Origin of the sequence: Geobacter sp. (assembly GCF_030834625.1) — a bacterium.
GTDB lineage: Bacteria > Desulfobacterota > Desulfuromonadia > Geobacterales > Geobacteraceae > Geobacter.
In genome coordinates, this window is sequence record NZ_JAUQXO010000027.1 from 36,738 (window position 1) to 58,353 (window position 21,616).

Below are 21,616 nucleotides of genomic sequence, written 5' to 3' on the forward strand. Positions count from 1 at the left end.
CATTTCTGCCCAGCGAGGGCTTGAAAATCTACTCAACCACTTTTGTCGCGGTAATGAAGACGTTCTCCACCGGAACGTCGGAATGTCCCGACCTGTTGCCGGTCTTCACCTGGGCAATGGCGTCCACCACATCCATCCCCTCCACGACCTGGCCGAAGACGGCATAGCCGAACATGTCCGGGGTCTTCCCCTTGTGGTCGAGGAAAGCGTTGTCCACCAGGTTGATGAAGAATTGGGAAGTGGCGCTGTCCACCACGGCGGTCCGGGCCATGGCCAGGGTTCCCCGGGTATTCTTGAGACCGTTGGCGGCCTCGTTCTTGATGGCGAACTTGTTCTTCTTCGGCTGCATATTCTCGTCTAGGCCGCCACCCTGCACCATGAAATTCTTGATGACCCGATGGAAAATGAGCCCGTCATAGAACCCCTCGTTCACGTAAGAGAGGAAATTGCGGACGGTAATGGGGGCCTTGTCCTTGAACAGCTCGATGGTAATGCTCCCTTTGGAAGTCTCGATGACGACGCGGGGATTGGTTTCTTCGCCCATGGCGTACTCCTTTCTCGATGGAAAAATCGCTTTCTTGTACCACAAAAGTCGTGGCAGGAGAACCGTTTTTGTGAATCACCCTGCCCACTTGCAACTTCCGGCGATTGGGATATTATTGAGACGGTTTTGCCCCGCTTCACCAACCAAATCAAGGAGGATTCCATGAACCGCATAATGACACTACTCGCAGCGACCCTCGCCACCGGGCTCCTGGCCGGCACGGCCTGCGCCACCCCCGAAAAGGCCGAAGAAATGACGAAGGCCACGGAGCTCATGGTCCAGCACCACAAGGGAATGGTCCGCACTGCTCCCGAGGTGGCCAAGGTGGGCGAACCGGCCCCCCCCTTCACCCTCGATGCGGTGGTGGACAAGGAATTCAAGAAAGTGAGCCTCAGCGACTACCGGGGTAAGTGGGTGGTCCTCTTCTTCTACCCCGCCGACTTCACCCATATCTGCCCCACGGAGATCACCGGCTTCAACAAGGCCATCGACCAGTTCACGGAGCTCAACGCCCAGATCCTCGGCGGTTCCGTCGACAGCAAGCACTCCCATCTGGCCTGGATCAAACGAGGGGACCTGGGTGACCTGAAGTTCCCGCTGCTGGCCGACAGCAAGAAAGAGGCGACTGCCCGCTACGGCATCCTCGACGACAAGGAAGGGGTAGCTCTGCGGGGCCTCTTCATCATCGACCCCAATGGCATCCTCCAGTACCAGGTGGTGAACAGCCTCTCGGTGGGTCGGAGCGTTGAGGAAACCATCCGGGTGCTGGAGGCGCTCCAGACCGGCGAACTCTGCCCCCTTGGGTGGAAGCCGGGGGAGAAGACCATCAAGTAAGCCCTATAAGCTTCAATAACACGGAGAAACGGAGGACACGGAGTTACAATCAGTCAAGTGCCATTCAAAACCATCTGATTGGCACCACCTGCCGAGACATCAATAGATTTTTTGATTTCTCTGTGTTCTCCGTCTCTCCGTGTTATTCAAATTGTCTTCTTCAGGAAAGTTTTGCCCGCATCCGGGCGAAGAAATCCTGGGCCATGGCCTCCTGCTCCTCCTCGGTGGCGACCTTCTTCACCTCTCCCTCATGGGTCTGCACGAGTCGCTCCGGTATCTCTTCCAGGAACCGGCTCGGCTGCCGCTCCAGGAGCTTGCCGTACTTCTTCCGGAAGAGGCAGCGGGTGATGGTCAGGTGCTTCCGGGCCCGGGTGATACCCACGTAGCAGAGGCGCCGCTCCTCGTCGATGGACATCCCCTCCTCCACCGACTTCTTGTGGGGGAGGATCTCCTCCTCGAACCCCACCAGAAAGACGAAGGGAAACTCCAGCCCCTTGCTGGAATGGAGCGACATGAGGGTGACGGCGTCCTTGCCGTGCTCCTTCTTGTCCTTGCCGGAGAAGCGGTCCTCGTCCATGAGCGACACCTTTTCCAGGAACCCCGAGAGGGTCGCCCCCGGAATCCGCTCCTCGTACCCCGCCATGGAGTTGATGATCTGCTCCACGTTCTCCACCTTGCGCCGGGCCGTGGCCGGCTCCTCGATGGTCCGGTAGAGCTCCTCCTCAAGGCCGATCCGGTCGTAGAACCCCTTCACCCGCCCCGCCAGGTCCCCGGGCCGGCGAAACTCCCCGGCCGCGCCGGTGATGAGCCGGTGGAAGGCCAGCACCTTCTCCCGCATGGCCTCGGCAATCCCCTCGATCTCCCCCACCCGCCCCATGGCCTCCAGGAGCGGGCATTCGTGCTCCAGGGACCACTGGTTGATCTTCACCACGGTCCCGTCGCCGATCCCCCGGCGGGGGAAGTTCACCACCCGCAGGAGCGCCTGCTCGTCCAGGGGGTTGTCGATGACCTTCAGGTACGAGAGGGCGTCCTTCACCTCCTTGCGCTCGTAGAACTGCATCCCCCCCACCAGCACGTAGGGGATGTCCTCGAAGCGAAGCTGCTCCTCGAAGGCCCGGCTCTGGGAGTTGGTGCGGTAGAGGATGGCGAAGTCGCCGAAGGAGAGGTTGTGCCGGTAGCGCTCCATCTGTAGCCGCTCCACCACCAGGGTCGCCTCCTCCTCGTCGTCCTGGGCGATGACCATGTCGATGGGGCGCCCCTCCCCCACGTCGGTCCAGAGGCGCTTTTCCTTCCGCTTCGCGTTGTTTTTGATGACCTGGTTCGCCGCCTCCAGGATCGTCCCGGTGGAGCGGTAGTTCTGCTCCAGCTTCACCACCCGGCAGCCGGGGTAGTCCCGCTCGAAGTCCAGGATGTTCCCCACGTCGGCCCCCCGCCAGCCGTAGATGGACTGGTCGTCGTCCCCCACCACGCAGAGGTTGCGGTACTTTTTCGCCAAAAGGGAAATGAAGAGGTACTGGGAGGCGTTGGTGTCCTGGTACTCGTCCACCATGATGTAGCGGAACCGCTCCTGCCAGTGGTCCAGCACCTCCGGGTAGTCCTGGAGGAGCCGCACCGTCAGCATGATGATGTCGTCGAAGTCAATGGCATTGCAGGCAAGGAGGAGCGCCTGGTAGCGGGGGTAGACGTCGCAGGCCAGGAGCTCGTCGGGGTCCTGGTAGCGGGGGACGGCCCGGTCGGGGGTGATGAGCCCATTCTTCCAGCTGGAGATCTTCCAGAGGAGCGTCTCGGCGTCGAACTTCTTCCCGTCGGCGTTCACCTCCCGCATGGCCTGGCGGATGAGGCCGATCTGGTCCGAGGTGGTGTAGATGGAAAAGTTCTTCTTGTAGCCGAGCCGCTCGATGTCCCGGCGCAGGATCCGGACCCCCAGGGAGTGAAAGGTGGAGATGACCATCCCCTTGGCCTTGCCGCGCCCCACCAGCTCCCGCACCCGCTCCTTCATCTCCCCGGCCGCCTTGTTGGTGAAGGTGACCGCCAGGATGCTCTCGGCCTTCACCTTCTTGTCGAGAAGGAGGTGGCCGATCCGGTAGGTGATGACCCGGGTCTTGCCGGAGCCGGCGCCCGCAAGGACCAGGAGCGGCCCTTCGGTATGCTCCGCGGCGGCCCGCTGGGGGGGATTGAGGGTGGAGAGATCAAGCATGGGAGTCCTCTATACGGTGAATCGGTGCTCCAGACGCGCGACAGCCGGGCTGTCGGCCCGGCTGTCTCTAGTGATAGCAGAGGTTTCAGGAAAAACGCAAGGGAGCGATTACCATGCCAACGGGAGATGCTTCCCTAAGCCCCCTTCATGGCCTCCAGCAGCTCGGTGATCTGCTTCGCCCGCTCCATGAGGGCATCGGCATCGTCGGCCGGGATCATGATTCCCCGCTGCGCCCCAACCAGGGCACTAAAGGCGTGGAGGAGCCCCGCGGCCGCACCATCGTTGAACCGGTTCCCATCCGTAACCATGCTTTTCGCCTTAATCGCCATCGTATGCAGGGCAGTGGCAATGCCCCTCTGGAGGCCCATGCCGTTCAGCTCTTGGATAAGATCATCCAGCAGGCCAATGGTGAGGGTGGCAAGCAGCTGCTTGGCCAGGAGGCCGTGCATGGCGGTGGTGGGATGCTCGTAGTCCCAGAAGAGATAGGTCTCAGGCGTGGCGCAGACCGTGTCGTGGGGTCCGGCCGGGTCAACGAACCCCGTATAGCAGGGGGCCGTCACGTTGGTGAGCCCGTAGGTTGCCGGATTCTTCACCACCTCCCGGAAGAAGGAAAAGGTATCGAAGCGGATGATGTTCACGCCGGCGAACCCCTTGAGCATGTCTTCCAGTGCCGCATTGTAGCGGACCACCAGGGCGGTGGCGGTATCGGCCACCAGCGTCGACCCCGGCGGCATTCCCGGCAGGGGGTCACGGGTGAAAACCCGGGGGACGAGCCCCAGGTCCGGCAGGTTGGGGACGACGATATCCCGCGCGCCAGCAGCCACAAAGGCCTCAATGACCTGCTTCACCCCCTGGACTACCTGGTCGCTGGCAGGCTTGGTCGACTCGAAACCGAAGACCAGGGAGCGACCGATCAAGTCGGCGATATCATTGGAACCGGAAAAGACCACATACAGCGCATGGGGGTCGCTCACCCCCTGGACCGCGAAGGCCTGCCGCTGCAGGTTCAGGGTCCACGGATAGAGGCCGGGGGGCAATCCGCCTGGCGTCGGCGGATCCTCGACAATGTTGTAGTTGGTCCGTGTCCCTCCATAGGCGAAGTTGTTCCCGCCGACCGCTGTAGCGGCAAGGGTCAGATCGATCTTTTCCGCCAGCAGCCCCGCGTAGATCTCCCCGTCGGAAAAGCGCCCCATAAAGTAATGGTCAGCGGCCGGCCGGCCCGAACCGATGAGGGTGAGCGTCGCCTGGAAGAGGTTTCCCTGATCGGAGAGGCTGTCGCCGATCACGTACATGGCCGAGTACGGCTTGGCAACTCCCACCGTGGGAGCCAGCAGAAAGCATATGAGCGCGACAATCCGAACGAACTGTGTTTTCATGGGCATTCCTCCGTGATCGATTATTTGCCTGAATAAGTTCCCCCTGCCATTCCATTCAGGAAAGCGTCCCACCAGCCGTCATTGAGCTTTGAACAATTCACTTCAATACCGTATCCCATGGGCCGTGAGCTGCAGCTTCACCTCCTCCACCGTCGCCGCCAGCTCGCCAGAAAAATCAGGTGCGCAGAGGAGCATCGCCCCTTCGATTCCCCCCTTGGCCAGGGGGACCAGATCGACCCCGTCGGGAAGAACAATCCCGTACGCGGCCAGGAACGCGGTGGAGAGGGCGGCCAGCTGCTCCGCAAAGAGCTGGAGCGCCGTGGCTTCGTCCCTGGTCAGGGCCTGGCCGTAGGCGATCATGGTCTTGCGGAATTCCATCTCGGTGGCGATGATGAGCCGTGACGCCTCCAGCCGCGACATGCCGGCGGTCGAGGCAAGCCCCTCGCCATAGGCCTTGACCAGGAGAAGGGGAAACTCGGGGCTGCGGACCAGGGCCGAGATGATGATCTTCTCCCCGATGTGCGGGTCGATGCGTTTCAGCAGGATATCAGTACCGTACTCAATGAAATTGTGGGCTATCTCCCGCACCACCGGATCGGGCAGGTTGAGTGCGGCAAACTCCGGATTCTGCTCCAGGATCCCCTTCAGAATTTCGGCCTTGGCGATGACGTACCCCTGGCCCTGGCCGAAGGTAAGGCCGTTGTGGTGGGCGGTCACATCCGCCCCCCAGACGTCGTTGTGACTGACAAAGCCGAAGGCAAGGGCCTTCCCAGCGGGCAGCCGCGCCGCATCCCACACCTTCATGAACTGCGTGTGGGTCTGACCGTAGAGGTAGGCGCTGACGGCGGGGTTGGTGAAAAGGAAGTTGAAGACATCCATCCCCATGCCGCCGTAGCGCTCCTGCTTGTCGAAGAGCACCCGCTTGCCGAGTTGGCCGTCAATGTGGGCGTGGGTGGCGGAGCCCCAGGGGAAGGCGGGGGTAGCGACGGAGATAAGGGAGAGAATCAGCACTGCGGATGTAAGGAGCCGTTTCATAGTTCACCTCCTGTAAGAATAATCCGTGTGGATTTAATGTATCAGGTCCACACCTTGACACTTTGAGGCAGATTGTCAATGTGTAGACCCCTCTCATTTGCTTAGAGGGATGGGTCTTTCCCTCCGAGTGGAAACGCCCCCCATCCCTTGCGTTCCCTTCTTTTTGTGTTAAAAAATTAGTATTGCATCATAATCTCCACGAAGGAGGAAAGACCATGTCAGTTGCAAAAGTCATCGAGATCCACTCTGAGGGGAGCTCCATCGAGGCGGCGGTCGAATCGGCACTGACCGAAGCCGCCAAGAGCGTGGACGAAATCAAGAACATCTACATCCAGGACATCCAGGCAATCGTGGAAAACAACAAGATCACCATGTACCGGACCACAACCAAGATAACCTTTGTCGTCAAATCGTGACACTAAATGGATCGTCCCCCATCCGGACAATGAAGAGATGTCAAGAAAGGCGGCAGCGTGCCGCCTTTCTTTTTCCTGCCACTGGCTCGAACAAGGGGGGAGGGTCAAGCCGATCCAAGCCATGAGCCTCACGAACTGCTCGAAGTCGCCCCCCTCCCCGACGACTTCACCGAACCCACTCTCCTCACGGGGGAGTGGCCACGGCTCGCGGCAAGGGACAACACCCTCACACAACCACTCCTGCCGGCGGACTTTTCATGACCTGAAGGCTGCGTTCTCGCTCCCACGCATGCTGGCGCAACGCCCTGAACTCCTCCACGAAACGCCCGTGCCATTCCCGGGAACAGAAGACCATGGCCATATCCACCGCATGCCAACCGCTCCCCGTGAAATTCAAGGAACCCGCCCAGCACCAGGGGGGGCATCCGTCAACCACCATACCTTTCGTGTGGGAGAGATCACCGTGTCCCACCAGTGAAGTACCTATGGTCACCTCTATGCCTGCGTTCGAAAGACGGTTGATCTGGTACTTGTCGGCCCTTCCCGAAGCCTGTGAGTGGTCGAGATAGAGGTGAAGAGGCACCCCGTTTGTATGGGCTGCTATCAGCTCGATGATTACAGACACGATGCTGATTTCGGAAGCGATGATCCATGTCTCTTCCGGATTGTGAAGATGCTTGAGGAACTCCCTTGTGGAAGCCTCCCGCTCTTCCGGGATTAGGTAGCAAGTGACTTCGGATGTGATCGTGTATGGCAACCGTATTCCCCTCCCCTTACACCAGATCTATTGCAGCACCATGGTGACCGGCCACAGCGGACTGCTTTCCGTTCACCACCCAACGCTTGCGCGGCCAAAGACCTTGCCGCGAAGCGCCACCGCCCTCCGCAGGCCCATCCCGCCGAACATGGAACTAAGGTGATCTACAACGCCCCCGCCCCGAAGGTATTGCACGCCCCGAAACTGCCGTTATCGAAGCCGGTTTTGAACCAGCTGACCCGCTGATCGGAGCTGCCGTGGGTGAAGCTTTCGGGAACGACATACCCCTGGGCCTGCTGCTGGAGGCGGTCGTCGCCGATGCTGGTTGCCGCCTGGAGCGCTTCCTCCACATCGCCGGTTTCGAGGACCTGCCGGCTCCGGTTGGCGTGGTGGGCCCAGATGCCTGCCAGACAGTCGGCCTGAAGCTCGAGCCGCACCGAAAGCTGGTTCGCCTCGGCCTTTCCGGCCCGTCTCTGCATAGTTTGAACCTTTTCGGAGATGCCGAGAAGCGACTGGACGTGGTGGCCGACTTCGTGGGCAATGACGTATGCCTGGGCAAAGTCCCCGGGGGCATTGTGGCGCTCCTTCAGGTCACGGTAGAAGCTGAGGTCGATGTAGACCTTCTGGTCCATGGGGCAGTAAAAGGGGCCCATGGCGGCCTGGGCATAACCGCAGGCCGACTCCACTGCGCCGGAGAAAAGGACCAGCTTCGGCTCCTGGTAGCTCTTGCCGTTCTTTTTAAAGATCTCGTGCCAGGTATCCTCGGTGTCGGCAAGGACGACCGAGACGAACTGGCCAAGCTCGTCATCGGCAGGGGGCTTGCCGGCCTGCTCCGATTGCGTCGGCGCCGTGAGAGGTGCGCCCCCCTGCTGCAGGATCACCGAGGGGTCGATGCCGAAGTACATGGCCACCAAGGCAAGGATGATCGTGCCGATCCCCCCTCCCACCATCTTCCGGCCAGTCGACATGCCGCGGCGGTCTTCAACGTTGTCGCTTCTTCGTCCGTCACTCCAGCGCATGGTGAACCACTCCTGTCACAAATTTACGGTTGAATGGGGGAGGGGCGCAGGCAACCCTGAATCAGCCACCCGCGCCCCGTTCCACTATTTCTTGGTCACCCGAACATCGATCCTTCTGTTCTGCTGCCGCCCCTCCACGGTGGCGTTATCGGCAACCGGATGCTCCTCCCCATACCCCTCGGACTCGAGGCGGGAGGGATCGATACCGAGCTTCACCAGTTCCTGCATGGTGTTGTTTGCCCGGTCCCGGGAGAGCTTCAGGTTCGCCTGGGGATCTCCCACGTTGTCGGTATAGCCTCCGATCTTTATGGCAACCTGGGGGAACGCCTTGAGTATCTCAGCGATATTGGTGAGCTGTTCCTGGGAAGAAGGCTTCAGCACAGCGCTGCCGGTCTCGAACTGCAGCCGGTCGAAGGTGAACCAGGTGGTCTTGTCGACAGGCCTGCCCGCATCCTGGATAAAGGCGAGGAGCTTTCGCTCGATGCCGAACTCGGGGATGTTCAGGGTGACGCCGTTGGGAAGCTTGAAATCACCGAAGGCCCCAAGGATCGGATCCATCTTGACGGCTGGCATCTCCACCGGTGCCGAAGGCATTGTTACCACTTTCTTGGAGCATTGCTGAGGCAGGAAGTAGAGGAGGAAGGCGGCGGCGAGGCCCGCCAGAATCCAGACGATCTTGGACAGGGGACCGGTGAAGAGCGCGCTCGGAGCAGCGCCTCCGCCAATGCCGGAAAAGCTGGAGAGGCCGAGCACGCCGGCCAGCCCCGCCGGGGCAGCCTGCTGCAGGAACGTCCCCTGGCCGGCCAGGACCCCCATGAGCCCCCCTGCTCCCAGCCCCTTCTCCTTGACCTGCTTGCCGATCATCCCCATGACGAAGGGGGCCAGGAGAGCGAGCAGCGACTGGGAATTCCCCTTCCCCAGACCGCTCAGGGATGAGAGCCAGTCCGCCACACCACCGGCCTTGTCGCCGAGGATCGACCCAACCAGACTGGTGCCCCGCTCCAGGAGCCCCTTGGTTTCGGCACCCCCCGCCAGCGACGCAGCCATCCCCGTGAGGGTTTCCTCCCCGAACCCGCCCGAGCGGACGAGATCGAGAATCTGCGTGGCCCCGCCCATGGACGCCCCCTTTGACGCCACTGCTCCCACAAGGGCCGAGAGGGCAGCCGGCACCGCCTTCTGGACGGCCGGCGTTCCCTCCCCGAGGAACTGACCGATCTGCCCAACAATATCACCGGTAAACATCCTACCAAGCTGCTCCAACAGGTTCGTCGCCATGACTGCCTCCTTTGACGTGGTAATCCGCTATTCGTGCCGTATCCGACAGCTCAAATTAAATCATATTTAACGCAACATTCAATCCCCTCGCTGAGTTAGCAAAACGTCGCACCCTTGTGCCCCGACCCTCCGGCGGCCAAAAGTGCCTGTGTGCCTGTTGTAAACCTCCCCGACAAATTGCCAGGACACCCCTGCTATGCTATAAGCTCACCTATCACCGAACCACGGAGATTTTCATGAGCAACCAAGTCGCCGAGCGGCGCATTGCCGAGCTTCGCGCCGAGATCAGGCGCCACGATCACCTCTACTACGTCCTCGACCGTCCCGAGATCACCGACGCGGAATATGATACCCTTTATCGCGAACTGGCTAAGCTCGAGAGGGAATTCCCCGAGCTGGTCACCTCGGATTCCCCCACCCGGCGGGTGGGAGGAGCGCCCCTGGACAAATTCGAGCAGGTGACCCACCGGATCCCCATGCTTTCGCTGGAGAACGCCTTCACCGACAGCGACATCGCCGAGTTCGACGACCGGGTGAAGCGCTTTCTGGGACTCCCGGCCGCAGAGGAGATCGCCTACGTCTGCGAGCCGAAAATGGACGGCCTGGCCGTGGAACTGGTCTACGAAAACGGCATCCTGACCGTGGGATCCACCCGGGGTGACGGCTTCGTGGGGGAGAACGTCACCCAGAACCTGAAAACCGTGAAGAGCATTCCGCTCCGGCTGAAAGGGGAGACCCCGCCGGAGCTTCTGGAGGTGCGGGGGGAGGTATTTCTCCCCCTGGCTGCGTTCCAGCGGCTGAACGCCCAGCGGGAGGAGGAGGGGGAGCTCCCCTTCGCCAACCCGCGCAACGCGGCGGCGGGCTCCATCCGCCAGTTGGACCCCCGAATTGCCGCCAGGCGTCCCCTGGCCATCTTCTGCTACGCCCCCGGCGAGGTGCGGGGCACCGACTTCGCCACCCAGACGGAATTTCTCGACACCGTCCGACAATGGGGGCTGCCGGTGACTCCCCTGGCCCGACGGGTGACGGGGGTCGCGGGGATCCTCGCCTTCTACCGGGAGATGACCGAACAGCGCGACACCCTCCCCTACGAAATCGACGGTGTAGTGGTGAAGGTGGACTCCTTCCCCCTCCAGCGGGAACTGGGGGAGAAGAGCCGCTCCCCCCGGTGGGCCGTGGCGGTTAAGTTCCCGCCACGCCAGGCTGTAACGGTCATCGAAGACATCATCCCCTCGGTGGGGCGAACCGGGGTCATCACCCCCACGGCCCACCTGCAGCCGGTGGAGGTCTCCGGCGTCACCGTCTCCCGGGCAACCCTCCACAACTGGGAAGAGATGGAGCGGAAAGACATCCGGATCGGCGACACGGTGATCATCGAGCGGGCCGGCGACGTGATCCCGGCGGTGGTGCGGGTCCTCACCGAAAAGCGCTCGGGGGATGAACGGTTCCTGCCGATCCCTTCCGCCTGCCCCGAATGCGGCTCCGAGGTGGTGAAGATCCCCGGCGAAGTGGCCGTCCGCTGCATGGGGCTCTCCTGCCCGGCCCAGATCCGGGAGTCCATCATCCACTTCGCCTCCCGCAACGCCATGGACATCGACGGCCTCGGCGAGAAGTATATCGAACAGCTCCTGCGGTTGGGGCTCGTGCAGAACGTGGCCGACCTCTACACCCTCACCAGGGACGACTTCATGCGGTTCGACCGGATGGGGGACAAGCTGGCGGAAAACCTCCTGAACGCCATCGAGGCCAGCAAGAAACGGGAACTCTCCCGCTTCATCTTCGCCCTGGGCATCCGCCACGTGGGGGAGCACACGGCAAAGCTCCTGGCCACGGCCTTCGGGAGCATCGACAACCTTGCCCGGGCCACGGAGGCGGAACTCCTCTCCATCCGCGAGATCGGCCCCCAGGTGGCCCGGAGTATCACCACCTTTTTCCACAACGAGGGGAACCGGGAGACCATCCGGCGGATGGTGGCGGCCGGTGTGAAACCGACGGTGGAAGAGAAGAAGGTGGGGGGGAGGTTCACCGGCAAGACCTTCGTTTTCACCGGCGCGCTCACCCGCTTCAGCCGGAGCGAGGCCCAGAAGATGGCGGAGAACGAGGGGGGGCACGCAGCAGGGTCGGTATCGAAGAAGACCGACTACGTGGTGGCCGGGGCCGAGGCGGGGAGCAAGCTCGCCAAAGCGCGGGACCTGGGGATTCCGGTCCTTACGGAGGATGAATTTCTGAAGATGCTGGAGGGAGAGTAATGAAGATTCGCGCCATCGTCACCGTCAAGGGGCTCGTGCAGGGGGTCGCATTCCGCCATCACACGGTACTCAAGGGGAACCAGCTCAAGGTGACCGGCTGGGTGAAAAACCTCCCCGACGGTGACGTGCAGGGATGCTTCGAGGGGGACGAGCCGAACGTACAGGCCCTCGTGGAGTGGTGCTATCACGGCCCCTCCCGGGCCCGGGTCGACCGGGTCATCGTCGAACGGGAGCCCTTCAGGGGAGAATTTGACAGTTTCGACGTGCGCTACTGACAATGATTTTCAAGAAATTCAGCCCGTTACGATGAATCGCCATTTGACTGTCGGAAAAAACTACAGAATCATCGGAATTTCTTACAAAAAAGTCCGGTTTTTTCACAGAACCTTCTCACCCGCCCCATTGAACTGAAAAACCAATTTTCTACGACTGCATCTGATTTTATGATCTTACCCTCCCACAGGCCCCCGATTGACAATTCTGCCAAATGGCGGCACGTTGCTTGCTACAAAGCCTACAGTCCGTTTCACAACGATGCGCTGCCGTCACTGCATTGCTTCTATTCATCTTGGGGAAAAATCATGAAAAAGACACTTTCACTGCTCGCACTCGCCGCCTGCCTGTCGGCATCCAACGCTTCCGCACTGACCATCACGGTGAACGACAACCTGGCCGACAACGCCTATCTCGCTGCCGGAAGCACGCTGAACGGGTCGTTCAATCTTGCCTCCACGCTGCCGTCAGGCGGAAATTTTGTGCTCACCAGCGCCCTTGCCACATTCCTGTTTCAGGACAATGCCGACCTCCTGAGCCAACAGACCATCACGGGAGAGTGGGAAAACCAGGACAATGGCAACGGGAACCAAGTTCGCAACATCGACACCTGGACCAGCAATCCGGCGGAAGGGGTCTCCCTTTCCATCGGCGTAGCCGCCATCACCGGCCAGACCACGTACTCCGAGTCCCTTCAAGACAAAGACAGCTCGTTCTATTTCGTCGGCGACGGCAAAAACAAGGTCAAGTACACGACGATCGAGAGGAGCGGGGAGAAGGGCTACAGCGGGGAATTTGAACTTTCCCAAACCCTCGACATAGCTCTCCTGCTGGATCTGTCCAATATCGCCTTCTCTCTGACGGGAACCGAGGGGGATCTCATATACAAATCCGGCACCCTCACTGCGGAGTTCGAGCCGGCCGCCACTGCAGCTGCAGACCAGACTCCGGTCCCCACCCCCGAGCCCTCCACCATGGCCCTTCTGGGGCTGGGACTCGCCGGCATGGGTATCGCCGCCCGGCGCAGAAAGAAAAACTGATCCGAACCACCATTCAACACACAAAAAAAAGAGGCTTCCTGTTCCGGGAAGCCTCTTTTTCGTTGCGCCCGAACACAGCGTCAGCGGATGGGCCAGCTCTTATCCAACCCCTCGGGATAGAAATTCTCCCGGGTCCGGTTGTAGTAGCCGTACTGGATCCGCGGAAACTCCCGCTTCACCCTCTCCAGCATCCGATACATGCCGATCCCCCGACCCGCCACCCCCATCCGCTTGTTGTAAAAGTCAGGATCGATGGAGAGGTTCCGCATCTGGATCATGTCGACGCCGGTGTCGGCGATGAACCGGACGAGCGCCTCCACCTCGTCGGCGTTGTCCGAGAGCCCCGGCGACACCAGGTAGTTGATCATCACGAAGAGACCCCGCTCCTTCGCCAACCGCACCGACTCCTTCACGTCGGCGAAGCGGTACCCCATCGGCCGGTAGTATTTGTCGTAGAACTCCTCCCGCACCGAGTTCATGGAAAAGCGCATGGAGTCCATGCCGGCGTCGCAGAGCAGGGCGACCCGGTCGGGGAAGGAACCGTTGGAGTTGAAGTTCACCGTCCCCCGGCTGGTGGCACTCTTCAGCCGCCGGGTCGCCTCGGCCACGGTATCGGCCTGCATGATGGGGTCCCCCTCGCACCCCTGCCCGTAGGAGACAATGGGCTCCGGCGCCTCCAGCAGGTGCGGCAGGGCCAGTTCCACGATCTCCTCCGGCGTGGGGACGAAGCCGATCCGCTCGTGGTTGGAGGGACAGCAGTCCGAGGGCTGAAGGCTGATGCACCCGAGACACCGGGAGTTGCACGCCGGTGAGGTGGGGAGCGGCGCCTCCCAGCGGCGGAAGAAGAGGTTCTTGGCGGCAAAGCAGTGGTAATCCACGGCGCAGCGGGCAAGCTGCTCCAGGAGGCGGTTCGTGGGCATCTCCGCCAGCCGCTGCCGCACCAGGGGGTCCAGCTTGCGGTCATCGTAGTTGTTCGGGTTCCAGTTGTCGTTGGTGTCCACCCGGGAGGCGGCCACCACGAAGCAGTCCCGCTCCTCGTCCCACCCCACGGCGGTGTAGGACCAGAGCGGCAGGTGTACCTTCTTTTTGCCGTAATCGCAGGCCGGGAGCAGCGTCCGCACATACCCCGGCGCCATGAAGGCCGACACCGCCTGCACCGGCACCGTCCGCCGCCCCTCACGGACCGTGGCCACGGTCACGAATTTGCGCTGCTGCTCGTCCCAGGCCACCGGCGGGGTATCGGGAATGGTGAAGAGCCGGCTCCCCTCGGGGAGCGGGATCAGCTCCACCGACTCGGGGAGGACCGCCTCGGGGCCGCTCATGCCGGCCATGCAGAGGGTGGGATGGTCAAAAATGTTCCCCTGCGCGTCGGCGTAGAGGAGTTTAGGAAGGGTTTTGCGTTTCATGGCGTTACCTTATCACGGACGGCTGACCGTTGCCAACCAGCCAAAAATTTCATGAAAAATGAAGGAAATACCCCAAGGCACCGGCGCCGAGAATGACAAACAGGGGGCTCACCTTTGTGAACTGGAGGATACCGAAGCCGGCTGCGAAAAGGGCAAGATCCCGGAGCGAAACGAGGGAGGTGCTCCCCATCTTCCAGCCGGCGGCGGCCACGAGCCCCACCACGGCCGGCACGACCCCGTCCAGCACCTCGCGGATGAGGCGGATATTCCGCAGCCTTTCGTAGCGCCGCGTGAGGAAGATCATGAGCGCGGTGCACGGCAGGAAGATACATACGGTTCCCGCCAGGGCGCCGGCAAAACCCCCTGCCCGGTAGCCCACGAAGGTGGCGAGAATCGCCAGGGGGCCGGGGGTGAGCTGGGAGAGAGCCAGGCCGTCCAGGAACTCCTTCATGGTGAGCCAGTGGTACTGGTCCACCATGATCCGGTGCAGGAGCGGTATGAGAACGTACCCTCCCCCCACGAAGACCAGGCCGATCTTGAGAAACGTCCAGGCAATGGTGACGAGGGGCCCCATCAGCGGTGCCCTCGCCGAAACTGGGCCCGCCCCAGGGACCAGAGGGCGGTCAAGACCAGGAGCACGAGGGCATTCATCTTGAAGAACGCTGCGAGCGCGAAGGCGAGGAGGGCGATACCCCACCGCTCCGCCCCCCGGATCTTCCGCCCCATGCCGAGAGCTGCCACCAGGATCAGGGCAATGATGACCGGGTTGGTCCCCCGCAGGGCCGCCTGGAGCTCGGGGAGTTGGTGGAAGCGGAAATAGAGGAAGGCGAGGAACGAGACAATGAGAAACGACGGGAGGATAAAGCCCGCCGCCGCCACGATCCCCCCGATCCTGCCCCGGAGGGTGCATCCCACGAAGGTGCAGGCGTTGAGGGAGAAGGGGCCCAGGAACTGGCCGAAGGCGAGGCCGTGCATGAACTCCTCGTTGTTCACCCACTCCTTCTCGCGGACGCAGACCCGCTCCACCAGCGCCACCACCGCCATCCCCCCGCCGAAACCGGTAATGCCGATGAGAAGGAACGTGCGGAAAATCTCCCCGAGTGACACCCGCTTTCTTGTTGTCTCCATGGAAGTTCTTATAGCAAGGGGCATCCGGGGCGGGCAAGGGAAAAGGTCCATACGGTATACATGCTTGCATCTGATAATCTGGTAAAATTATACTTGGTTGTTTGGAGAGGAATCTCAGCGGTCAGAGGTACAGGCAATCACCATGAGCAGGAAAGTCTTCATCGCAGCCACGGGCATGAACTCGGGCAAGACCACCATCAGCCTCTCGCTGATGCACCTGGCCCGAAAGAAATACGGCAGGGTCGGCTTCATCAAGGCCATCGGCCCCAAGTGCCAGGTATTCAACGGCATAACCGTCGACAAGGACGCGGCCCTCATGGCGCGCATCTTCGGGCTGGAGGAGGACATCTCCCAGATGTCGCCGGTGGTCCTGGGCCGCGGCTCCACCAAGAAATTCATCGACGGCGAGATCCCGCCCCTCTGGCCGGCGGAGCGGATCAGCGAGGCGGTGCGGGAACTGGAGCGGAAAAACGACTTTCTCATCATCGAAGGGGCGGGCCATGGCGGGGTCGGGTCGGTCATCGGCATGAACAACGCCAAGGTGGCCAAGCTGGTCGACGCACCGGTCATCATGGTATCCGGCGGCGGCATCGGCAACGTCATCGACTCGGTCCAGCTGAACCTCCCCCTGTACCGGATGGAGGGGGCCGACCTGCGGATGCTTCTGGTCAACAAGCTCATCCCCGAAAAGCGGGAAACCTCCCTCTCCTACCTCCAGCGGGCCTTCACGCCCCACCAGATCCGCGTCATTGGCGCCTTCAACTGGTCGCCGATTCTCGCCAACCCCACCCTCAACCACATTGCGCGGCTCCTGGCCCACCCCCTCAGGGGCGACCAGAGCCAGGGGACCCGGATCGTCCACCACATGCAGCTGGGGGCCGCCTCATCCCAGAAGGTCATCGACGGCCTCGAAGAGTCCTCCCTTCTCCTGGTCACCAGCTCCCGGGACGAACTCCTCGTCACCCTCTCGTCCCTCTACAACATACCGGCCTACCGGGAAAAGATCGCCGGCCTCGTCATCCCCGGCCACACGCCGGTCTCGGCCATCACCCAGAAGATCCTCGACGACAGCTTGATCCCCTACATCCGCATCCACGAGACCACCGCCGACGTCTTCTCCGCCATGAGGTACCACGTCTCCAAGATCGGCGCCGAAGACACCCAGAAGATCGATCTCGTCAAGGCCCAGGCGGAAGAGGTGCTGGACTTCGACGAACTGGACAGGTTGCTTTCGTAGGGAGAATCCCCCTCACCCCTGCCCCTCTCCCTCAGGGCGAGGGGAGACCGTAACCCCTCTCCCCGGGGGAGAGGGTGCCCGAAGGGCGGGTGAGGGGTAGTTGACCTGCGCCGCCTGCCGAAGAACGAACTTCCCGCGCACCATCGCCTCAAGGGTGGCGTCCAGATACTCCCGCTGGCACGACACGGCACCGACAGCCCCCACCTCAGCCAGTTTCATGTAGCGGCAGCCGCCGAAGCACAAGGGGAGGTAGGCGCATTCGAGGCATTCCTCCTTCCAGACATCGCGCCCGTAAGCGGGGGCAATGCCGGTCAGGCCGTCGCGCAGGTCTCCCACGGCATACCCTTCGTGCCCCATGAACGCAGGACATTTGTAGCAGGTGCCGTCGGCGTCCACGGCCAGATCGCTTGCCAGTTCGATCATACAGGAAAAGGGGCCGGGCTTCGGCACCCGGAAACCCCGCTTCACAAGCTCATCCCGCAGTGTCAGCTCCGCCTCGGCCAGCCACGGCTCATCGCAGGTGGCGCACCCCTCGGCAAAATGGGAGAGCGCCTTTCCCCCCTTCCCGCCAACAGCCGGGGTGAACCGCACCGTGCCGAGCCGGTCGGGGGTGAGCCCTTCGGCAAGAAGCAGATCCAGGAGCGCGGGGTACTCCCGCCAGGTCTCTTGGGTGAAGTTCCCTCCCACGTGCACCGTCACCAGATCCGCCACCTCCCCCATCCCCCGCAGGATGTCATAGAAGCTGCCGACACCGCCGCCGTAGGGGCGGTAGCGGTCGTGGACGCGGGGCGGGCCGTCCAGGGTCACCTTCACCGATTCGATCCCCAGATCCGCCAACTCCGTCATCACCTTCCGGTTCAAGAGGGTTCCATTGCTGACGAGATGGCCGTGGAAGAGATCGCCCCCGGCCGCCTTCAGCGGCGCGGCGATACGCCGGATCAGGTCCGGGCGGAGCAGCGGCTCGCCGCCGTAGAAATCCAGGTCCACCCGCCACCCCTTCGCAAGGTATTCCCGCTCGATCATCGCCACCAGGAGGCCGGCGGTCTCCTCGCCCATGTCCGCCCCCGGCACCTGCCCACCTTCGAAGCAGTAGGGGCAGGCCAGGTTGCAGCGGCGGGTCATGACCGCCACGATCCCGGCGCGGCGGCGTCGGGCATTGATCCGGTCGAACCAGCCGAGCATCTCTTCCCGCTCCGTGGCGCGGTCGAGGGTGAGGAATCCGTGCTTTTCCAGCACCTCCGCCGCCGACTGGGAAAGGGTGCCGCTCCGCGCCGCTTCGAGGGTGCTCTGCGGCACCCGAACCACCGCGCCGGTGCGGCAGGCGAAGAGGAGGAGATGGTCGGGGGAATTCGGGCAGAGGTAGGAGGTGACGTAGCGGGAGAGGATCATGGGGGCTCCGGGGTGGGGAAGCAGTGAGATAAGTCCGGAATGAGTTCCCTCCCCCCTGGCGGGGGAGGGTCAGGGTGGGGGGGAAGTTGACCTATTCTGGCAGCTTCACCCACCCCCTGCCCCCTCCCGTCAAGGGAGGGGGAAAGGAAGTTGGGGGTTGCCGTGCGCCTTTCCCCCCTTTGCCGCAGCCGAGTGAGTAAGGACGCAGCGGGAGAAGGGGGCCGGCTGTCTGAGCGAAGCGAGTTCCGGCTCCCGCCGCAGCGTCCGACGGAGCGAGGGAAGCCGCGCCAGCGGCCAAGGCATCGGGGGCGGTTTTCTTTGCGTACTTTCTTTGGCCGCCCAAAGAAAGTACGTGGGGGCCGGGGGGCAAAGCCCCCCTCCCCAGTCCTCCCTGCTACTCTTCGGGCTGAACGGCTAGCGACGTAGGGCCTACCTTGCAACATGCGTTCGGCCCCTCGGGGGGCGTCGGGCTCCCGGCGTCAAGAACCGTCACCTCATCCTTTATATGGCTCATCAACCTCACCTCCTTTTCATCCATACGGCTCGGTCCCTGAGCGGTTAAAACAATAGACAACTACACAATTTATCTGCTATAAGCCATATCGCTTATCGTAATCCTTCATTCTCATTAAAGCAAACCACATGCCAACCCCGAACCCCTTCATCACTGCGGAAACACGCGTCGGAAGTTTATTCCGGCGCTTTTCGTCGTTGCTGCTGGGGCTCTTTTTCCTAAGTGCTCTATCCACCCTGACAACCCCATACACAGCTCACGCCGATACTGATAGCGATCGTGAACTGCTGGAACTCTACTACGACCCCCAGGACCTGAACGTCTCCACCGCCACCCGCTCTCCCAAACCCCTCTCCCGGAGCGCCGAGTCCATTACCGTCGTCACCGCCGAGCAGATCGAGGCGATGAACGCCCACACACTGGCCGACGTTCTCAACACGGTCCCCGGTGTCCAGCTGGACCTCCGCGGCGCGCCCGGCTCAGGTGCCGTCTTTGCTCTGCAAGGCTCCCTTACCAACCATATCCTTGTCATGATCGACGGGGTTCCGGTCAATGATCTCCTCAACAACTACCCCCTCGTTGGGCAGATTCCGGTTCAAAACATCGAGCGGGTTGAGATCGTCAAAAGCCCCGCCTCCTCGTCTTGGGGTTCAGCCTTGGGTGGAGTAGTCAGCGTAATCACCAAGGAACCGCGCAAAGCGTCACCACCCAGCGGCAGCGCTTCCTTCAGCGGCGGCGAGAACGGGACCCGAGACAGCCGTGGAGAATTGACCGGCACAGTGGGCAACCTTGGCTACTACTTCTCGGGAGCAAACCAGCGTAGCAATGGTTTCAGGGCTAATAACGCCACCGAAAACAACAACCTCTACACAAAACTCCGTTGGGATATCCCTGAGCGGGGCAATGTCCGCCTGGCCCTCAACTATCGGAACTCAGTCATTGGTGAAGGTGATCTTGATCTTACTGATTCTTCCGACAACTTCAAAACGAGCCACTTCTACGCAGCCCTTGCCCTGGACTACAGCCTGACCGACCGTCTGACTCTCAACTCCCTCCTCAAGACAACCCGTTACGACTATAACAAGAGAAGGGATTTCCTGGGTATTGATCCCACGTTCAGCAAGGGCGACCCTCTGGAACGAATCGAAACCGACGAGAATACGACAGGAGGTGCGCTTCAACTCACCTGGCGCCAAGGGGTTCATACCGTTACCGGCGGGATAGATTTCGACCATGGCAAGACCGACACCGACGTCCTTTACCCTCTCTTCCCCGACTTTGACCAGAAAATTTTTGCCACCAATGACCGTTGGGGTTTCTTCCTCAATGACACCATCGCTTGGGAACGCTTAACCATCACCCCGGCCTTCAGGTATGACCTTACCAGTCGGACCGGCGACCATTTCAGCCCCAGCCTCGGGGTAACGTTGAATCTCACCAACAAAACTTTACTGCGGAGCTACATCGCCAGAGGTTACAGCCTCCCCTGTCTCGCCCCTCAATGGTTCGCCCAGGAAAAGGGATGGACGGTTCAGGCAGGGCTGGAAACCACAGAAATTCCAGGCCTTTGGATCAAGGGAACCTGGTTCCGCAACGCAACATCGAATATTCCCACTTTCAGCGGCACGCTCGAAAAACAGCTGCGCGAAGGGTTCGAGATCGAAACCCGCACCGTGCCGATCTATAACACCTGGCTCACCGCCGGCTACGTCTTTATCAACGGGGAGAATCGCACTCTCAACACGGGAATCAAGGACGAAGCCCGCCACACCGTGGACCTTGGGCTCCACTACGATGACCGCACTTTCCGTGGAGCACTTACCGGTCACTACATCAAGTGGAATGCTAGTCCCATTTACAAGGCCCAAGACAATAACTTCATCTGGGATCTCAACCTTGGATGGAAAGCCTACAAAGGCCGGAATGCTGAAGCAGAAGTCTTCTTCACCGGCCACAACCTGTTTAACAGCAAGCAATACTGGGCAGAAGTGTACAGCAACCCCGACCGCTGGTTCGAAGGCGGTCTCCGCATCAAGTGGTAACGAACGTTATTTAGGAACCAATGACCGCACGCATCCTCCACATACTCGCTGTACTGCTCCTCTGGAGCTTCCCGGCTTTCGCCGCGGAAGTCGTAGTGGTGCAGGGCGAGCGCATGGCACCTTTCGAGGCCGCACTCCGCGGCTTCGAGGGAACGGCCGGCGTGCGTTCCGTGGAGCGGTTCGTGCTCTCCGACATGCGCGGCGCCGACGTGGCCCGGGCCGTGCGGGAGGCCCGCCCCCGCCTGGTGCTGGCCGTGGGCCGCGACGCCTTGGTGCGGGTGCGGGAGATCCGCGAGATTCCGGTGATCTACGTGATGGTGGCCACCCCCGAAGCCACCGGCGCCACGGGACGCAACGTCACCGGCGTCGAGATGCACGTGCCGGCGGAGCGCTACCTTTCCTTCTTCGCCAAGGAACTTGGGGGCAAGCGGGTGGGGATCATCCACAACCCGGCCAGGACCGGCGCCCTGGTGAGGGAGGCCCGCGAGGCGGCGGAGCGGCTCGGCATCACCCTGGTGGTCCGCAAGGCCGACGACCCCCGCGAAACGGTTCGCGAACTCTCCTCCCTCAAGGGGAAGGTGGATGTCCTCTGGATGCTCCCCGACCCGACGGTGGTGACCCGCGACACCGTGGAAGCCTTCGCCCTCTTCTCCCAGGAAAACCGGGTGCCGGTGGTGGCCTTTGCCGCCAAATACCTGCAACAGGGGGCCGTTGCCGCCTTCGAGGTGGACCCCGCCGACATGGGCCGTCAGGCCGGCCGCATGGCCCGCCGCATCCTGGACGGCGCGCCACCCGAATCGCTGCAGCCCGAACATCCCGCCAAGACGCACCTGAAGGTGAACCCGTCCGTGGCGCGCCACCTGGGCGTCACCCTCAAGGAGTAAG

General features: G+C 61.8%; 19 protein-coding genes. 8 read left to right on the forward strand and 11 right to left on the reverse strand.

The window, feature by feature from the left end; translation table 11 throughout:
* Positions 1 to 28 precede the first annotated feature (28 nt).
* A complete protein-coding gene (locus tag RCH91_RS07060) occupies positions 29 to 544 on the reverse strand; it encodes a peptidylprolyl isomerase (protein ID WP_306533915.1) in 516 nt (171 codons plus the stop codon).
* Positions 545 to 706: 162 nt separating this feature from the next.
* Between RCH91_RS07060 and RCH91_RS07065 the strand changes: the two genes are divergently transcribed.
* The gene (locus RCH91_RS07065; protein WP_306533916.1) at positions 707 to 1,378 is read left to right on the forward strand and encodes a peroxiredoxin; all 672 of its coding nucleotides are present in this window, start codon (positions 707 to 709) and stop codon (positions 1,376 to 1,378) included.
* A gap of 160 nt (positions 1,379 to 1,538) precedes the next feature.
* Here RCH91_RS07065 and RCH91_RS07070 read toward each other — a convergent pair whose 3' ends face one another.
* From RCH91_RS07070 to RCH91_RS07080, 3 genes are all read right to left on the reverse strand, one after another.
* Positions 1,539 to 3,575, reverse strand: a complete 2,037-nt coding sequence (locus RCH91_RS07070; RefSeq protein WP_306533917.1) for an ATP-dependent helicase — start codon at positions 3,573 to 3,575, stop codon at positions 1,539 to 1,541.
* 134 nt (positions 3,576 to 3,709) lie between these two features.
* Complete coding sequence (locus tag RCH91_RS07075; RefSeq protein WP_306533919.1) at positions 3,710 to 4,951, reverse strand: SGNH/GDSL hydrolase family protein; 1,242 nt, start codon at positions 4,949 to 4,951, stop codon at positions 3,710 to 3,712.
* A gap of 102 nt (positions 4,952 to 5,053) precedes the next feature.
* Positions 5,054 to 5,986 carry a hypothetical protein gene (locus RCH91_RS07080; RefSeq protein WP_306533920.1) on the reverse strand — a complete coding sequence of 311 codons (933 nt, stop codon included), beginning with the start codon at positions 5,984 to 5,986 and terminating at the stop codon, positions 5,054 to 5,056.
* Between the two features lie 215 nt (positions 5,987 to 6,201).
* On the opposite strand from RCH91_RS07080, the gene RCH91_RS07085 reads away from it, so the two are divergent.
* A complete protein-coding gene (locus RCH91_RS07085; protein ID WP_306533922.1) occupies positions 6,202 to 6,402 on the forward strand; it encodes a dodecin family protein in 201 nt (66 codons plus the stop codon).
* A 226-nt stretch (positions 6,403 to 6,628) separates the two neighbouring features.
* On the opposite strand, the gene RCH91_RS07090 is transcribed toward RCH91_RS07085, so the two are convergent.
* From RCH91_RS07090 to RCH91_RS07100, 3 genes are all read right to left on the reverse strand, one after another.
* Positions 6,629 to 7,159, reverse strand: coding sequence for a phospholipase D-like domain-containing protein (locus RCH91_RS07090; RefSeq protein WP_306533923.1), 531 nt, complete (start codon positions 7,157 to 7,159; stop codon positions 6,629 to 6,631).
* Positions 7,160 to 7,323: 164 nt separating this feature from the next.
* Positions 7,324 to 8,178, reverse strand: a complete 855-nt coding sequence (locus RCH91_RS07095) for a neutral zinc metallopeptidase (RefSeq protein ID WP_306533924.1) — start codon at positions 8,176 to 8,178, stop codon at positions 7,324 to 7,326.
* An 84-nt stretch (positions 8,179 to 8,262) separates the two neighbouring features.
* On the reverse strand, positions 8,263 to 9,453 hold the full coding sequence (locus tag RCH91_RS07100; protein ID WP_306533925.1) for an OmpA family protein: 1,191 nt from the start codon (positions 9,451 to 9,453) through the stop codon (positions 8,263 to 8,265).
* Between the two features lie 236 nt (positions 9,454 to 9,689).
* Here RCH91_RS07100 and ligA point away from each other — a divergent pair, with 236 nt between their 5' ends.
* The 3 genes from ligA (at position 9,690) to RCH91_RS07115 (ending at position 13,015) form a co-directional block, all read left to right on the forward strand.
* Positions 9,690 to 11,702 (forward strand): NAD-dependent DNA ligase LigA, encoded by a 2,013-nt coding sequence (gene ligA / locus RCH91_RS07105; RefSeq protein WP_306533926.1) that lies wholly within the window; start codon positions 9,690 to 9,692, stop codon positions 11,700 to 11,702.
* Positions 11,702 to 11,977: an acylphosphatase gene (locus tag RCH91_RS07110; RefSeq protein WP_306533927.1), complete on the forward strand. Its 276-nt coding sequence runs from the start codon at positions 11,702 to 11,704 to the stop codon at positions 11,975 to 11,977. The genes ligA and RCH91_RS07110 overlap by 1 nt, the downstream gene beginning before the upstream one ends.
* Before the next feature lie 306 nt (positions 11,978 to 12,283).
* Entirely contained in the window at positions 12,284 to 13,015 is a 732-nt protein-coding gene (locus RCH91_RS07115; RefSeq protein ID WP_306533928.1) for a PEP-CTERM sorting domain-containing protein, read from the forward strand.
* An 80-nt stretch (positions 13,016 to 13,095) separates the two neighbouring features.
* On the opposite strand, the gene RCH91_RS07120 is transcribed toward RCH91_RS07115, so the two are convergent.
* Genes RCH91_RS07120 through RCH91_RS07130 form a run of 3 tightly spaced genes read right to left on the reverse strand, consistent with a single transcriptional unit; the run spans position 13,096 to position 15,549 of the window.
* A complete protein-coding gene (locus tag RCH91_RS07120; protein ID WP_306533929.1) occupies positions 13,096 to 14,421 on the reverse strand; it encodes a radical SAM protein in 1,326 nt (441 codons plus the stop codon).
* 49 nt (positions 14,422 to 14,470) lie between these two features.
* Complete coding sequence (locus RCH91_RS07125; RefSeq protein WP_306533930.1) at positions 14,471 to 14,995, reverse strand: chromate transporter; 525 nt, start codon at positions 14,993 to 14,995, stop codon at positions 14,471 to 14,473.
* On the reverse strand, positions 14,995 to 15,549 hold the full coding sequence (locus RCH91_RS07130) for a chromate transporter (protein ID WP_306533931.1): 555 nt from the start codon (positions 15,547 to 15,549) through the stop codon (positions 14,995 to 14,997). Before RCH91_RS07130 ends, RCH91_RS07125 begins: the two co-directional genes overlap by 1 nt.
* A gap of 142 nt (positions 15,550 to 15,691) precedes the next feature.
* Here RCH91_RS07130 and RCH91_RS07135 point away from each other — a divergent pair, with 142 nt between their 5' ends.
* Positions 15,692 to 16,786 (forward strand): phosphotransacetylase family protein, encoded by a 1,095-nt coding sequence (locus tag RCH91_RS07135; RefSeq protein WP_306533932.1) that lies wholly within the window; start codon positions 15,692 to 15,694, stop codon positions 16,784 to 16,786.
* A 12-nt stretch (positions 16,787 to 16,798) separates the two neighbouring features.
* On the opposite strand, the gene gptM is transcribed toward RCH91_RS07135, so the two are convergent.
* Complete coding sequence (gene gptM / locus RCH91_RS07140) at positions 16,799 to 18,175, reverse strand: geopeptide radical SAM maturase (protein ID WP_306533933.1); 1,377 nt, start codon at positions 18,173 to 18,175, stop codon at positions 16,799 to 16,801.
* Positions 18,176 to 18,817: 642 nt separating this feature from the next.
* On the opposite strand from gptM, the gene RCH91_RS07145 reads away from it, so the two are divergent.
* On the forward strand, positions 18,818 to 20,731 hold the full coding sequence (locus tag RCH91_RS07145; RefSeq protein ID WP_306533934.1) for a TonB-dependent receptor: 1,914 nt from the start codon (positions 18,818 to 18,820) through the stop codon (positions 20,729 to 20,731).
* Between the two features lie 20 nt (positions 20,732 to 20,751).
* Positions 20,752 to 21,615: an ABC transporter substrate-binding protein gene (locus tag RCH91_RS07150; RefSeq protein ID WP_306533935.1), complete on the forward strand. Its 864-nt coding sequence runs from the start codon at positions 20,752 to 20,754 to the stop codon at positions 21,613 to 21,615.
* Position 21,616 lies beyond the last annotated feature (1 nt).

Coding starts and splice junctions, on each gene's coding strand:
- RCH91_RS07115 (WP_306533928.1), top strand. CDS start 12,284: ATGAAAAAGACACTTTCACTGCTCGCACTCGCCGCCTGCCTGTCGGCA.
- RCH91_RS07065 (WP_306533916.1), top strand. CDS start 707: ATGAACCGCATAATGACACTACTCGCAGCGACCCTCGCCACCGGGCTC.
- RCH91_RS07060 (WP_306533915.1), bottom strand. CDS start 544: ATGGGCGAAGAAACCAATCCCCGCGTCGTCATCGAGACTTCCAAAGGG.
- RCH91_RS07085 (WP_306533922.1), top strand. CDS start 6,202: ATGTCAGTTGCAAAAGTCATCGAGATCCACTCTGAGGGGAGCTCCATC.
- RCH91_RS07080 (WP_306533920.1), bottom strand. CDS start 5,986: ATGAAACGGCTCCTTACATCCGCAGTGCTGATTCTCTCCCTTATCTCC.
- ligA (WP_306533926.1), top strand. CDS start 9,690: ATGAGCAACCAAGTCGCCGAGCGGCGCATTGCCGAGCTTCGCGCCGAG.
- RCH91_RS07135 (WP_306533932.1), top strand. CDS start 15,692: ATGAGCAGGAAAGTCTTCATCGCAGCCACGGGCATGAACTCGGGCAAG.
- RCH91_RS07100 (WP_306533925.1), bottom strand. CDS start 9,453: ATGGCGACGAACCTGTTGGAGCAGCTTGGTAGGATGTTTACCGGTGAT.
- RCH91_RS07070 (WP_306533917.1), bottom strand. CDS start 3,575: ATGCTTGATCTCTCCACCCTCAATCCCCCCCAGCGGGCCGCCGCGGAG.
- RCH91_RS07120 (WP_306533929.1), bottom strand. CDS start 14,421: ATGAAACGCAAAACCCTTCCTAAACTCCTCTACGCCGACGCGCAGGGG.
- RCH91_RS07125 (WP_306533930.1), bottom strand. CDS start 14,995: ATGGGGCCCCTCGTCACCATTGCCTGGACGTTTCTCAAGATCGGCCTG.
- RCH91_RS07110 (WP_306533927.1), top strand. CDS start 11,702: ATGAAGATTCGCGCCATCGTCACCGTCAAGGGGCTCGTGCAGGGGGTC.
- RCH91_RS07095 (WP_306533924.1), bottom strand. CDS start 8,178: ATGCGCTGGAGTGACGGACGAAGAAGCGACAACGTTGAAGACCGCCGC.
- RCH91_RS07150 (WP_306533935.1), top strand. CDS start 20,752: ATGACCGCACGCATCCTCCACATACTCGCTGTACTGCTCCTCTGGAGC.
- RCH91_RS07075 (WP_306533919.1), bottom strand. CDS start 4,951: ATGAAAACACAGTTCGTTCGGATTGTCGCGCTCATATGCTTTCTGCTG.
- RCH91_RS07145 (WP_306533934.1), top strand. CDS start 18,818: ATGCCAACCCCGAACCCCTTCATCACTGCGGAAACACGCGTCGGAAGT.
- gptM (WP_306533933.1), bottom strand. CDS start 18,175: ATGATCCTCTCCCGCTACGTCACCTCCTACCTCTGCCCGAATTCCCCC.
- RCH91_RS07130 (WP_306533931.1), bottom strand. CDS start 15,549: ATGGAGACAACAAGAAAGCGGGTGTCACTCGGGGAGATTTTCCGCACG.